At 74.2% G+C, this 12,381-nt stretch carries 15 protein-coding genes; 3 read left to right on the top strand and 12 right to left on the bottom strand.

The annotated features are described in order from the left end of the window. The first annotated feature begins 155 nt into the window (after positions 1-155). The gene (locus LG632_RS06350) at positions 156-614 is read left to right on the top strand and encodes a subtilase-type protease inhibitor (protein WP_226725827.1); all 459 of its coding nucleotides are present in this window, start codon (positions 156-158) and stop codon (positions 612-614) included. Here LG632_RS06350 and LG632_RS06355 read toward each other — a convergent pair. The 7 genes from LG632_RS06355 to LG632_RS06385 form a co-directional block, all read right to left on the bottom strand. Then, the gene (locus LG632_RS06355) at positions 602-1,984 is read right to left on the bottom strand and encodes an MFS transporter (RefSeq protein ID WP_226725828.1); all 1,383 of its coding nucleotides are present in this window, start codon (positions 1,982-1,984) and stop codon (positions 602-604) included. The genes LG632_RS06350 and LG632_RS06355 overlap by 13 nt on opposite strands. 5 nt (positions 1,985-1,989) lie before the next feature. After that, a complete protein-coding gene (locus LG632_RS30495) occupies positions 1,990-2,646 on the bottom strand; it encodes a TauD/TfdA family dioxygenase (RefSeq protein ID WP_226725829.1) in 657 nt (218 codons plus the stop codon). Continuing rightward, complete coding sequence (locus LG632_RS06365; RefSeq protein ID WP_226725830.1) at positions 2,643-3,794, bottom strand: nitroreductase family protein; 1,152 nt, start codon at positions 3,792-3,794, stop codon at positions 2,643-2,645. Before LG632_RS06365 ends, LG632_RS30495 begins: the two co-directional genes overlap by 4 nt. Continuing rightward, positions 3,791-4,891 (bottom strand): SagB/ThcOx family dehydrogenase, encoded by a 1,101-nt coding sequence (locus LG632_RS06370; protein WP_226725831.1) that lies wholly within the window; start codon positions 4,889-4,891, stop codon positions 3,791-3,793. The genes LG632_RS06365 and LG632_RS06370 overlap by 4 nt, the downstream gene beginning before the upstream one ends. Before the next feature lie 161 nt (positions 4,892-5,052). Next, entirely contained in the window at positions 5,053-5,250 is a 198-nt protein-coding gene (locus LG632_RS06375) for a hypothetical protein (RefSeq protein ID WP_226725832.1), read from the bottom strand. Between the two features lie 69 nt (positions 5,251-5,319). Further along, entirely contained in the window at positions 5,320-5,913 is a 594-nt protein-coding gene (locus tag LG632_RS06380; protein WP_226725833.1) for a class I SAM-dependent methyltransferase, read from the bottom strand. Positions 5,914-6,146: 233 nt separating this feature from the next. Beyond that, positions 6,147-6,428, bottom strand: a complete 282-nt coding sequence (locus LG632_RS06385; RefSeq protein WP_226725834.1) for a response regulator transcription factor — start codon at positions 6,426-6,428, stop codon at positions 6,147-6,149. Between the two features lie 181 nt (positions 6,429-6,609). Between LG632_RS06385 and LG632_RS06390 the strand changes: the two genes are divergently transcribed. Both LG632_RS06390 and LG632_RS06395 read left to right on the top strand, forming a co-directional pair. After that, entirely contained in the window at positions 6,610-7,749 is a 1,140-nt protein-coding gene (locus LG632_RS06390; RefSeq protein WP_226725835.1) for a helix-turn-helix transcriptional regulator, read from the top strand. 184 nt (positions 7,750-7,933) lie between these two features. After that, a complete protein-coding gene (locus LG632_RS06395) occupies positions 7,934-8,434 on the top strand; it encodes a hypothetical protein (protein WP_226725836.1) in 501 nt (166 codons plus the stop codon). Between the two features lie 66 nt (positions 8,435-8,500). Here the strand turns inward: LG632_RS06395 and LG632_RS06400 are convergent, their stop codons facing one another. The 5 genes from LG632_RS06400 to LG632_RS06420 form a co-directional block, all read right to left on the bottom strand. Beyond that, positions 8,501-8,713 carry a hypothetical protein gene (locus LG632_RS06400; RefSeq protein WP_226725837.1) on the bottom strand — a complete coding sequence of 71 codons (213 nt, stop codon included), beginning with the start codon at positions 8,711-8,713 and terminating at the stop codon, positions 8,501-8,503. Between the two features lie 184 nt (positions 8,714-8,897). After that, positions 8,898-9,716, bottom strand: a complete 819-nt coding sequence (locus LG632_RS06405; protein WP_226725838.1) for an SDR family NAD(P)-dependent oxidoreductase — start codon at positions 9,714-9,716, stop codon at positions 8,898-8,900. Between the two features lie 60 nt (positions 9,717-9,776). Next, on the bottom strand, positions 9,777-10,796 hold the full coding sequence (gene gntD, locus LG632_RS06410; RefSeq protein WP_226725839.1) for a guanitoxin biosynthesis L-enduracididine beta-hydroxylase GntD: 1,020 nt from the start codon (positions 10,794-10,796) through the stop codon (positions 9,777-9,779). Continuing rightward, positions 10,774-12,120: an MFS transporter gene (locus tag LG632_RS06415; protein WP_226725840.1), complete on the bottom strand. Its 1,347-nt coding sequence runs from the start codon at positions 12,118-12,120 to the stop codon at positions 10,774-10,776. Before LG632_RS06415 ends, gntD begins: the two co-directional genes overlap by 23 nt. Beyond that, positions 12,117-12,377 (bottom strand): MbtH family protein, encoded by a 261-nt coding sequence (locus LG632_RS06420; RefSeq protein ID WP_226725841.1) that lies wholly within the window; start codon positions 12,375-12,377, stop codon positions 12,117-12,119. The genes LG632_RS06415 and LG632_RS06420 overlap by 4 nt, the downstream gene beginning before the upstream one ends. Positions 12,378-12,381 lie beyond the last annotated feature (4 nt).

Here is a 12,381-nt window from a genome sequence, read left to right on the forward strand (position 1 = left end):
CGGACCTGGGGGCGCCGTCGTCCCGGCGCTCCGGGTGTCCGTAAGTCGCCCGTCGATGTGCGAGGGGCCGGTGTCCCTGTCAGGGTCGATCGCAGTCCGGTGCGACACGCGAGACGTGCCGCACATGTCGACCCGCGAAACGAGAGAGTGTCGTCATGCGTCGCCGTACAGCCGCAGTCCTCGCCGCCCTCCTCTGCCTCACCGGCGCCACGGGTGCGGCGCAGGCCCGGCCCGCCAGCCCGTCCGCCTCCACCGCCCCGTCAGGGCCGTCCGCCCCGTCCGGCCCGTCCGCCATGGTCTTCACCGTCACCCAGGGGGACGCGGTCGAAACGGGTACCGTCCTGCGGGCGGTCGTGCTCAGCTGCGCCTACACTGCCGAGGGCACGCACCCCGCCCCCCGCGCCGCGTGCGACGCCCTGAACGCCACGGGCGGCCGGCTCGACCGCCTGCTGTCGGCCCCGGCTCCGGACCGGATCTGCCCGATGCACTACGACCCCGTCACCGTCACGGCGGACGGCGTCTGGGGCGGTAGCCGCCTGGCGTGGAAGCACACCTTCTCCAACGCCTGCGAACTGTCCGCGACCCTGGGCGACAACCCGCTCTACGCCTTCTGACCCCGGCCGCGGTACACCGCCGCCAGGACGGCGCACAGCGCGAGCGTGAGGACCCCGGCCGCGACCAGGGCCGTACGCGGGTCCGTCCAGGCGGCGCCGGCGCCGATCAGGAGGGCACCGGCCGGGCCGCTGCCGTAGAGGGCGGTGGTCTGGACGGCCAGGACCCGGCCGCGGATGCCGGGCGCGGTGCGCTGGGTCAGGAGCACGGTGGCGACGGTGGTGAAGAACATCGTCGCGGCCCCGGCCGCCACGAGCAGCACCACGAACGGGACGACGCCGGGGGCGAGGCCGCTGGCGGCGCCCGCGGCCCCGGTCGCGGCGGCCGCGACGAGCACCGTGTACGGGCCCGGGTCCGGGTGCCGGCCGGCCAGCAGCGCGCCCAGGAGGCAGCCGGCCGTGACGGCGGTGGGCAGGACCCCGAAGGCCGTGGCCGACAGGTGGAAGACCTCGGTGGCCATCAGGGCGTTGGTGACGGTGAACTGCACTCCGACCGAGCCCACCACCGCGGACGCCGCGACGGTCAGGGCGACGGCCGGCCGGCGGGCGATCTCCCGCAGGCCCGCCCGCAGCGCCCCGCCGCCGCCCGCCGCCGCGTCGTCCCGGCCCGCTTGCGGGTCCCCGTCCCGGCCCGCTTGCCGGTCCCCGCCCCGGCCCGCGTACCGGTCCTCGCTCCGGCCCCCGCCGCCGTCCGGCCCGGGGAGCGTCAGGAGGACGCCCACCACGAACAGGAACGTCGCGGCGTCGACCACGAAGATCCAGCCGATGTGGGCCCAGCCGATGAGGAGCCCGGCGGCCAGCGGTCCGAGGAGCTGCCCGGTGTTGAGCAGGGCCGTGTAGAGGCCGAGCGCCCGGGACAGGCGGGTCTCGCCGACGAGTTCGGTCAGCAGCCGCTGCCGCGCGGGGTTGTCGGCGACGGTCACCAGCCCGGCGGCCAGGGTGAGGGCGTAGATCACCCCGATTCCGGCCGTGCCCGTGAACGCGCAGGTGGCCAGTACCGCGCACAGCAGGGCGTGCGCGCTCTGCGTGCACAGCAGGAGCCGGCGGGGCGGCAGGCGGTCGGCGAGGAGACCGCCGTAGCCGCCCAGGAGCAGCAGGGGAGCGAGCTGGAAGAGGGCGAGCAGGCCGATCAGCGTGCCGCTCCCGCCGGCCGCACCGATCAGCAGCCAGGCCTGCCCCGTCTTGTACATGGCGTTGCCGGTGCTGGAGACCAGCTGGCCGACGGCCAGGTGGCGGAAGCCCGCCAGCCGCAGCGGGCCGAGGACCCCCGCGGCCCGGCCGCTCCCGCCACCGGCGGCGCCGCTGCCCCCGCCGCCGGCGCCGCGGCCGCTCCTGCCGCCCACGCCTTCGCCCACACCTTCGGTGGTGGTCATCGGCCCTACCGCGCGGCGTCGAACCACAGGCGCCGGATCACCCGTCGGCCGCGGAACGGGCGACGGCGGTGCAGCACCGTCCAGTTGTCCACCAGCAGGCACTGGCCCGGCCGCAGTTCGCCGGCCGGCAGCGCCCGGTCGGCGGCCCGCTCGACGGCCTCGTGGGCGGCGGCCAGGGCGTCGGCGTCGTCCACGGCCAGCATGCGGTCGCGCCGGTAGCGCATCCGCGGTCCGCCGCCGGCAGCGCCGTCGACGTGCTCCAGCACGGGGGAGACCTGGACGCCTTCCGGCGTCAGGTAGGAGGCCCGTACGGACAGGGGCGCGGGATCGATGTGCTCGACGGGCAGCAGGTCCAGCGCGCCACCGCCCTCGGCTTCGAGTACGGCGATGACCATCCACCGCGGGGGACTGGCGAGGAAGGCGGCGTCGGTGTGGAACCAGAACTCGCCCTCCTCCGCGACCAGGTGGACGTCCCCGTCACCGGGCATGCCGATCGTGACGTCCCGGACCAGTTCGGCGGCGCCGCCGGTCAGTTCGGCCACCGTCCGCAGCATCCGTCCCGACCCGCCGCCGGCGTCGAAGGTCACCGCGCGCGGCGCGCCGCCGTCCGCGGTGGGCGGCCACAGCAGGTGCGGGGCGGTCGTGGGCTCGCGACCGGTCACTTCGCGTACCCCAGCTTCAGGTAGTAGATCGCGTCGGCGTCGGCGCCGGTGCGGTCCAGGCCGAGCAGGCTCGCGGCGCGGCCTTCGGCGACGGCCGGGGTCAACCAGCCCGTCAGCCCCAGCTGGTAGCCCGCCTGCAGGAGTTCCTGGGCGAACTCGCCGGTCTGGATCAGCAGGTTGAGGTAGGCGCGGGAGTGCCGGTAGAGCCACTGGTAGCGGTCCCACTGCACGGTGACGAACACGCTGATGCCGCCGCCCCCGATCCAGTTCTGCCCCTGGATCACGGAGGCGATCTCCTCGTCCGTGGGCTGCGCGCCGGTGGCCAGCAGGCTGTTGCGGGCGAAGTCGTACTGGTACACGCCCCGCGGGACGCCCTCCACGCCCTGGACGACGACGTAGAGGTGCAGCCAGGTGTAGAAGGAGTTCAGCAGGTAGTACGGGTCGTTGCCGGCCTTGGAGTCCTCGGCCATGCGTACGTTGGCGGTGGCGTGGTGCAGCAGCGCGCCCAGCGTGGTGGTGTCGACGCCGGTGGCGGCGAACTTGCGGACGCTGCGCCGGGCGAGCATCGCGTCGAGGCTGTAGGTGATCGGCTGCTCGGGCACCGGCAGGTGGTACTCGGCGACCGGGTCGACGCGGAACCGTTCGGGGTAGGCGGCCTCGCTCTGGAAGCCGGCGATCTGCTCGCGCCGGAAGTCCGAGAGGGTGCTCAGTTCGGTCTTGCCGTCGACGGGCTCGGTGTACGGCAGGTCCTGCTGGGAGTAGAGGAGGTACGCGGCCCGGGACCAGCGGCTGTCCTCCCAGCGGAACATGTCGGTGGTGGTGGGCGCGTCGGCGTCGACCAGCAGGCCGGCCGCGAGGGCCTGTTCCCGTTCGGCCCGGCTGAATCCGGCGGCCTCGCTCTGGGCGGTGGTACGCGGCGCGAGGTGGGCCTGGAGGAGCTGGAAGGCGCGGGCGCTCAGGGAGCGCATCCGGGTCCCGGTGGCCAGGCCGAGGGCGCAGGTCTGGCCGTCGAGGCGTTCGTGGGCGAAGAACAGGGGCGAGGTGACGGTCCGCTCCGGTTCGCCCGCCGCGGCGGTGGCCGTGGCACCGGGGCTGCCGGTGGCCGGGACGGGGGCGGTGGGGGCGGGAGGAGGCGTGGTCTGGCTCATACGAGGGTCCCGAGGAAGAGAGGGGCGAGACGGGTCACGTCGATGCCGAGGAGGGCGGCGATCTGCTGGTCGTGGAACTTCTGGTAGGTGTAGCCGCCGACGCCCAGGCGCTCGATCACGGTCCGGTAGGCCATCAGGGTGTGGCCGACGTCGATGAAGGGGGCGCGGGCGCTGCGGGCGTCCCGGTAGCGCCACATGGCGCGCTCGACGAGCGAGCAGAAGACGATCAGCCCGAACGGTTCCTGGTGGAACTTGTCGAACAGGTCGAAGCTCGCGGTGCGCAGGGCCGCCGAGTGGTCGCCGGCCCGCACCAGGTCCAGGCGGTGGTGCGCGACGTTGTAGTGGTAGATGCCGGGGGTGACACCGCTGCCCGGGAACAGGGCCACGAACGCCTCCGTGGGATGGCGGGCGCCACCCGACGGCACCGCCTTGCGCAGGAAGTCGCCCTGGACCGCGAAGGGCCGCCGGGTGCGTTCGCCGAAGCAGGTGTCCAGCAGCAGGGCGAGGCCCTCGGGGCCGCGGCGCTGCTCGGGCGTGAGGGCGGCGAGCAGCGCGTCCGCGGACTCCCCTTCGGCGATCTTGCGCAGGGGCACCGCCCCGTCGCCGTCGGCCGCCACGTCCATGGTGATGGGCGGGGGCGGCGCGGCGGCCATGTACTCCTCCATGCGCGCGTCGTCGGCGTCGAAGGCGCCCTCGCGGTCCATCTGGAGGAAGGGGTAGTCGGTGGTGGAGGCGTGGTAGCGGTAGGCCTCGTCCCAGCCGTACGAGCGCCAGGTGGCCGCACGCGACGGGACGTCCTCGGCCGCGACCAGCACGCCCTCGGCGGTGAGCGCCTGCCACAGCTCCTCGGCCAGGGGACGCAGGGTCTCCTCGGCCGACCAGCGGGCGGTGATCTCCTCGCGGGTGCCCCGGTCGGGCAGCAAGGTGATGGCGTGGGCGACCCGGGCGTCGCGCAGGATCAGTGGAGCGGTGGCGGAACCGGTCTCGGCGACCAGCACCCGCTCGTCGCCGGAGAGCGGCATGGGGTGGACGAGCAGCTCCGGGTGGGGGGCGTAGAGCCCGGATCGGGAAGCGCGCGGCGGCGCGTCGGTGCTCACGGGACGTCGTACCTCCTGACGAGGAAAAGGGAGGGGGGGAATTCGGCAACAGGAAGAACAGGAAGAACAGAAGAACAGTAAGAACAGCAGGAACAGGAGAGGGAGGGGAAAGGGCCGGGCCGGCGCCTGCACGGGGGAAAGAGAGGCGCCGGCCCGGTGGATCAGCGGGCGACGCCGTCGTGGCTGTAGTACTTCGGGTCGTTGCCGTTCTGGATGAGCGCGGCGCGCACGACGCCCTGCGGGGCGCGCTCGACGAGCGAAGCGCCGTCGTGGCTGTAGTACTTGGGGTCGTTGCCGTTCTGGATCAGCGCGGCGCGGACCACGGTCTCGGGGGCGCGCTCGACGAGGGTCTCGGACATGATGGTTTCCTTTGCGTCGGTCGGACGGTTTCTCTTCTTGCGTCACCCGCCGCTGGAGCGGCGGGAGTCTCAGGGGCGGCGCCAGATCTCGTAGACGATCCGGTGGTCGTGCACGGGGCTGCCGCCGTGGGTGTGCGTGATGTCGCGGTCGCTGCTGTGCGCGCGGGTGCGGCCGAGTGCGGTGAGGGCGGCCCCGACCAGGTGGCGGCCGGGCAGGTAGGCCTCCTCGTAGGTCAGCGGGACCTCGTCGCAGATCCAGCTGAGGCCGATCGGCGCGGAGGGCGCGGCCAGTCGGTCGGCGGCGCGCAGCATGCGGCGTACGGCGTCGGCGCTGCCGCCGTAGTGCAGGACGCCGAACAGCAGCACGGCGTCGTACCGGCGCCGGCCGGGCTCCGCGGCCAGGTGGAGCAGGTCGCCGGTGTCCAGCTGGAGGCCGCCGCCGCCGGGCAGGGCCAGGCGCCCGTGGGTGGCGGCGTCGGCGGGCAGTTCCAGGTCGATCCCGAGGACGTCGTAGCCGCCCTCCTCGGCCAGCCAGCGGGCGACGGCGCCGCCGCCGCAGCCGGCGTCCAGGACGCTCGCGCCGGCCGGCAGCGCGGTGACGGCGTCGAGGACCTGGTGCATGTGGCTGTTGAAAGGCCGGGTGGTGGCGGGGCGGCGCGGCACGGTCGTTTCCCTCCGGTCGACGGGAATTCCAGACGGCGGATCCCGGAATCGGGAGCGGGGCGCTGGAATGCTCGGATGTTTCGCGGAGGCGGGGTGAACCGATGGTTTCTTCGGGTTCCCGCCTTTTCCGCGGACCGGTTTTTCGGGCCGGTGAGGAATACTGTGCCGCCGGGCGGAAAGGCCCTCAAGTCACGTGTGCCCGGTACCGGAAGGACCGGCGCGGGCCCGGCCGGTCAGGCGTGGCGGGCGCGGGCCCGGGCCTCGGGCACGAACACCTGCGCCGCCGAGGGCCCGTAGCCGAGGCGGAAGGCCACGTGCGTGAGCTGGGTCCGGTTGACCGCGCCCGTCTTGCTGCGCAGCCGCCGCAGGTAGGTGTCCACGGTGTGCGGGCTCAGGCCCATCCGGTAGGCGATCATCCGGTACGTGTCGCCCTTGGCGAGGTGGGCGAGGACCTCCTCCTCGCGGGGGGTCAGCTGGGCGGCGGCGGGCTTCTGGCCGAGGTCACTCTCGTGCATGACGGGCTCCGGTGGGGTCGGTCGGTGTCAGGAGACGCTCGTGGGCAGCGGCGACGCGCCGTTCGAACGTCTCGCTCAGCCTTTCGTCTTGCGTATGCTGATGCGAGGGGGCGGGCACCTCACCAAAGTGCCTGGCAGCAAGGCGACCCGGGGCGAAAAAGTGCAAAATAGGGCAAGAGTGGTGTCAGATCTACAGGACGTGGACGTCGACGTCTACGGATGGGTCCTCGAACACCGAACGGTCACGGCGGACGCGGTGGCGGCCGGCACGGGGCTCCGGCCCCAGGAGGCGGCCGAGAGCGTCGAGCGGCTGCTGGCCGCCCAGTTGCTGCACCTGAGCCCGACGGACCCGTCCGTCGCGTTCGCCGTGGCGCCGGAGACCGCCGCCTCCCGGCAAGCCGCGCCGCTCGAGGAACGCATCCGCGAGCACCAGCGCGAGATCAGTCGTATCCGCGAGGACCTCGACCGGTTCGCGCCGCACTACCTGAGGCGCCGCTCCACCGGGGAGGCGCTGGAGGTCATCCACCACTTGGAGGACGTGCGCAGCGCCCTCAACAAGGCCTCCGAGAACTGCAGGTTCGAGGTCCTCAGCAGTCAGCCGGGCGGCGGCAGCCGCTATCCGGCGGCCATGCAGGAAGCCATCCGCCGCGACGAGGTCATGCTCCGGCGCGGCATCTCCATGCGCTGCCTGTACCACCACACCGCCCGCTTCAACGGGCCCAGTCAGGCCTACGCCATGGCCATCTCGGCGCTCGGCGCCGAGTACCGCACGGCGCACGAACTCTTCGGCAGACTCATCGTCTTCGACCGCGAACTGGCCTTCATACCCGTGCGGGACGGCAGTTGGGGCGCCGTCGTCATCCGCGAACCCTCGACCGTGGCCTATCTGGTCGACGTCTTCGAGCAGGCCTGGGACCACGCCACCCCGTTCCAGAGCCCCAACGGCCAGGACCTCGCCGAAGTGGCCCGCGAGATCCACGAGACCATCATCCGGCTGCTGGCCGCCGGCCTGAAGGACGAGGCCATCGCCCGCCGGCTCGGCATGTCCCTGCGCACCGCGCGCCGGCACATCGCCGACATCATGGAGGAGCTCGGCGCGGGCAGCCGCTTCCAGGCCGGCGTGGCCGCCGCCACCCGCGGCCTGCTCAACGCCGCCGGGGCGCCGGGCGAGGCGTCCGGCCGGGCGTCCGGCGAGGGGCCCTCCGACACACCGGGCGAGGGGGTCGCGCACGTGCCCGGCGAGGGGTCCGCGCGGGTGCCCGGTGAGCCGTCCGCGGGTGTGCCCGGTGAGCCGTGCGCGGGTGTGCCCGGCGGCGACTGAACCGGCCCGCCGGCCATCGCGCCCGCGGCGTGCCCCGCGTTCCCGGTCCCGCGTTCCCGTGTCTTACGCCCGCCCCGTGCCGTGGGTGATGCTGCGCGGACGGGGCGGGAAAGACGCTCGCCCCCTCCCCGCCGCCCCGTGCCCAGCACCGGGGCGGCGGGCACTTCTGCGTACGGGGGCGATCATGGACTGGCCGACACACGACCCGACGATGCCGGACGCCGGCGGCGCAGGCGGGCCTGCGGGCCGGCCTGCGGGCGGGCGGGCCCACGCGATGGAACTCGCCCTGTTCCTCGCCGTGCACTACGGCCGGGCCCCCGGCGTCCTGTGGCCCGAGTACGACGACCCGGCCCCGGCCGCGGACCCGTACGCCTTCCCCTTGCTCGCCCGCCGGCTGGCCCTGCTCACCCGCCTCACGGTCGCCGTCCTGCCCCCGACCGCCGGGCGCGGGCACGGCCACCTGCTCGTGCGCCAGCTGCACGGTTCGCGGACCTGGACCCTGACCGGACCGCCGACCGGGCCCCGAGGGGGGCCCGGCGCCGCGGGCGCGGGGGAACGCCGCTTCCGCTACCGGCTGCGGGCCGGTGAGCTGCTCTACGTACCCGACCGGTGGACCCGCCGTACCGGCCCGGCCGCCGACGGCTCCCAGGACGCGGCGCTGCTGCTGTCTCCCGCAGCCCGCTGAACGCACGACGGCACCGGGGTGGCATCCGCGTTCGGATGCCGCCCCGGTGCCCGTGGACGGGAAGGGTCAGCCGCCCCAGGAGGTGTCGGTCGGGTCGTGCAGCTGGCCCGTACCGGTGACGGTGGGCGTGGTCGGTACGAGCACCACGGGCAGCCGCGGCGCCTCGTCGCCGGCCAGCACGTCGCCGCCCCGGCCGGGACCGGCGACGGCGCCCAGGGCACCGAGCGCGGACAGGGCGGTCGCGGCTAAGGCCAGGGCGAGTACGGAGCGCTTGGGCATGCTTCCCCCAGAGTCGGTGGCGGTTCGGGTGGGTCATGTGGCGCGGCGGGCCTCGTGGGCCTGCCGCGCCGGGCGTTGCCTTGTGGTGACAACCCTGCCCGTCACCGGGCCTCACCTCGACCCGTCGTGGCGCTCAGCAAGTTGCCTGGCGCTAAAGTGAGGGGAGGACACACCGGTCAAAACATCACAAAGTGGTTGCGGCGGGTGCCGTCGCGGTGGTGGCCGTACCGAATTCGGCGGTGGTCGCGCCGGCCGTCTCGCCGCCGTCGATGACCAGTTCCTGACCGGTCAGGAACGCGGCCTCCGGGGAGGCCAGATAGTGGAAGGCCGCCGCGATCTCTTCGGGCGAGGCGTGCCGGCCCGCCGGGATCCGGGCGTTGACGTCGTCCAGCATCGCGTCGGTGTACTCGGCGAGTTGCATGGGCGTCAGTACGGCACCGGGACTGACGCACGCCACCCGGATGTCCGGGCTCAGTTCCAGGGCGAAGGTCTGGGTGAGGGCGATCACGCCGGCCTTGGTGGCGTTGTAGTCGGCGTAGTACGGGTAGCCGCGGCGGCCGTTGACCGACGCCGTCGCCAGCAGTACCCCGCCCCCGCCCCCCTTCCCACTCCCGCTCCCGCTCCCGTCCCCGCTTCCACCCCGGCCGCCCGTCATCAGCCGGGCCGCGCTGCGCCACAGGCCCAGCGTGCCGAGGAGGTTGACGTCGACCACGCGGCGCGCTGCCTCTTCGGTGATGTCCAGCACGCCGTGCCGGACGCTGATGCCGGCGTTGGCGATGACGACGTCGAGGCCGTGGTCGCGGTGGACCCGGGCCAGCGCGTCGTCGACGGCCGTCCAGTCGGCGACGTCGCAGTGGATCCACGAGAGCTCGCCGTCGCTGCCGCTCGGGCGCGGCGGTTCGGTGACGTCCAGGCTGATCACCCGGTCACCGGCGCGCGCGAAGCGCAGGGCGGTCGCCCTGCCGATGCCGCTGGAGCCGCCGGACACGACGATGGTACGCATGAGGTGCAGTGCCTTTCCTTGAGGAGAACCCATGGGGGAGGTGCCGGGCGCGGGAAGGCCTCAGAAGAGGACCCGGGCGTCGGTGGGCGAGGCGTGCGCCGTCGTCTTGCGCAGGTCGCGGCTGACGATCATGCGCTTGAGCCAGCGGTCGGTCCCGTCGTGCGCCGCCCTGAAGGGTCTGCGGCCGTGCACGGCGACGTAGTTGTCCACCACCGCCAGGCTGCCCTGTTCCACGACGACGTCGATCTGCACCCGCTCCAGCTCCTCCATCAGCTCGTCCAAGGCCCCCTGCGCGGCCCCGTCCTCGCCGGCGCACGTCATGAACGGGTAGTCGATGCGCAGGTAGGGCCGGTCGCGGTCGCCGGAGAGGACCGCCACGGGCTCGGGGTCCGACTGCATCCGCAGCATGCCGGCCAGCGCGGGGTGGCCCGGATGGCGCTCCTGGAGCTGGCGCACGTGCTCGTCGTCGGGCCGGATCAGGAAGCGCGGCGTGCGCAGGAGGTCCACCGTCTCGTCACTGAGCTTGACGTCGCGCACGGACGACACGATGGTCGGCACCCGCTCGTGGTTGCGCGTCCCGAACAGCAGCAGGTAGTCGCAACGGCCCGGATGGAAGCCGTCCTCGGTGTGGAACTCCAGCAGGCACTCGCTGCCGTGACCGCTCTGCCTGAGCTCGTCACCGCGGATGGGCAGCAGGTTCTGCACGATGCGGCCCAGCTGGAGGGTGGAGAACGTGTACGGGTCGCCCAGGGCGGTGCCCACCATGGCCAGGAACAGCTCCTGGTCCAGCGGCGGACCGTCCACGGGTACGTCCGCCCAGTGGGACGGGGTGGGGCCGACCGCCTCGTCGTCGACGGGGAACCCGTGGATCACCAGCGCCGCGGCCGGCTCGGTGCGCCGGAAGTGCTCCAGGAAGCCGCGCAGCCCCGGCGGCAGGTGCAGGGCCGCGTCCCAGTGGCGGTCGTAGAACCCGGAACGGGCCGGGCCCTCGGGGCAGTCGCGCAGGCGGTCCAGGGCCTGCTGTATCTGCTCCGTCTCGGCGGAGGACAGGACGTACTCAAGGGGAAGGCCGTGATACATGCGGGGACCTGCCGATCTCTGAAGAGGAAGAAGAGGAAGAAGAGGACGAGGAAAGGGAAGAGGGGGAGGAGGAAGCGCAAGGAGAAGGGGAAGGGGAGGGGGAAGGGGAAGGGGCGGCGTCCGGTGCGGGTGGCCGGAGGCGGACGGGGAGCGCGGAGGCGGCGGCGCACAGCAGGCACAGGAGGCCGCTGAAGCGGAACGCCTCTCCGGCCCCGCCCTGGGCGAGCAGCGCACCGCCCAGCGCCGTGCCCACGCCGCTGCCCAGCGCGTCGGCCGTGCCGAGCAGGCCGAACGCCCGGGCCGTACGGCCCTCCGGCGCCCGCCGCGCCACCTGCGCGGAGACCAGCGGCAGGGCGACGGCCAGGAGCACGCCCTCGGCCAGCGACAGGGCCAGCGCCGCGGCCACGGAGCCCAGCAGCGGGTACAGGCAGGCGCACGCGCCCAGCACCAGTGCCGCGCAGCGGATCAGCCGGGTGCGCGGCACCCGGGGCAGGACGGCCCCGGCCCGCGGCGACAGGACGAGCGCCGGCAGCGCCAGACATGCCGCCGACCAGGCGATCAGCAGGTCCTGGGCGCCGAGCTCGCGGAGGTAGACGGCCCAGACGACGGCGTAGCCGCCGTACAGCGCGGTGATCCCGAACAGCAGCACCAGCAGGGGCCACAGCGGCCACAGCGGCGCCGCCGGACCGGCAGGGCCGTCGGGACGGCGGTCGGGGCCGGGCCCCGGAGGCCGGGCCGCTACGGGAGGAGCCGGGAGGGAACCGCGGCGCCGGTCCGCCGCACCCGCCACCGCGGTCGCGGCGAGCGTGACGGCGGTGGCGGCCCAGGCGGCCCACGCGGTGCCGTGCACGAGCACGGCTCCCGCGCCCAGCGGCCCCGCGAGGGCGCCCAGCATCTGGGCGGCGGTCAGCCGGCCGTAGGCGCGCTCCAGCGCGCCCGGCCCCGGCTCCCGTCCGCCGGGGGGCGGGGCGGCCAGCGTGGCACGCAGGCCCGTCGAGGTCAGCGCCGAGCCCGCCATCAGCAGGAAGTCGGCGCCGGCCAGGACCGGCCAGGACGCGGGCGTGGCGAACACCAGGCAGCCGGCGCTCTGCAGGCCCGTGCCCAGCAGCGTCATCCGGGTGGCACGGACGCGGTGCCCCCAGCGGCCCGCGGCGAGCTGGGCCAGCGCCCCGCCGGCCGCGGCCGCGGCCATCACCAGCCCGATCCGGTCCTCGCCGACCTGCCGGTCGAGGAGGATGAGGACCTCCGCCGAGAACAGGCCGAGCTGACCGGCCCGGGCGAGGAACGCGATGGCCGTGACCGCCGTCGGGAGGGACGCGTTCACCGCGCCCGTACGGCGTCGGCGTCGGTGCCGGTGCCGGTGCCGCCGGCCGCCGCCATGTCCCGGACCAGGCTCGCGGGGCGGATGTCGGTCCAGTGCTCGGCGATGTGGTCCAGGCACTCCTGGCGCGAGCCCGGCTCCCGGGCGACCGTCCAGCCCGCGGGCACCTCGGCGAACGAGGGCCACAGGGAGTGCTGGTTCTCGTCGTTGACGAGGACGAGGAAGGTGCCGTCGGGGTTGTCGAAGGGGCTGTTGCTCATGATG

It is taken from the genome of Streptomyces antimicrobicus, assembly GCF_020532625.1.
In the GTDB taxonomy this organism is placed as follows: domain Bacteria; phylum Actinomycetota; class Actinomycetes; order Streptomycetales; family Streptomycetaceae; genus Streptomyces; species Streptomyces antimicrobicus.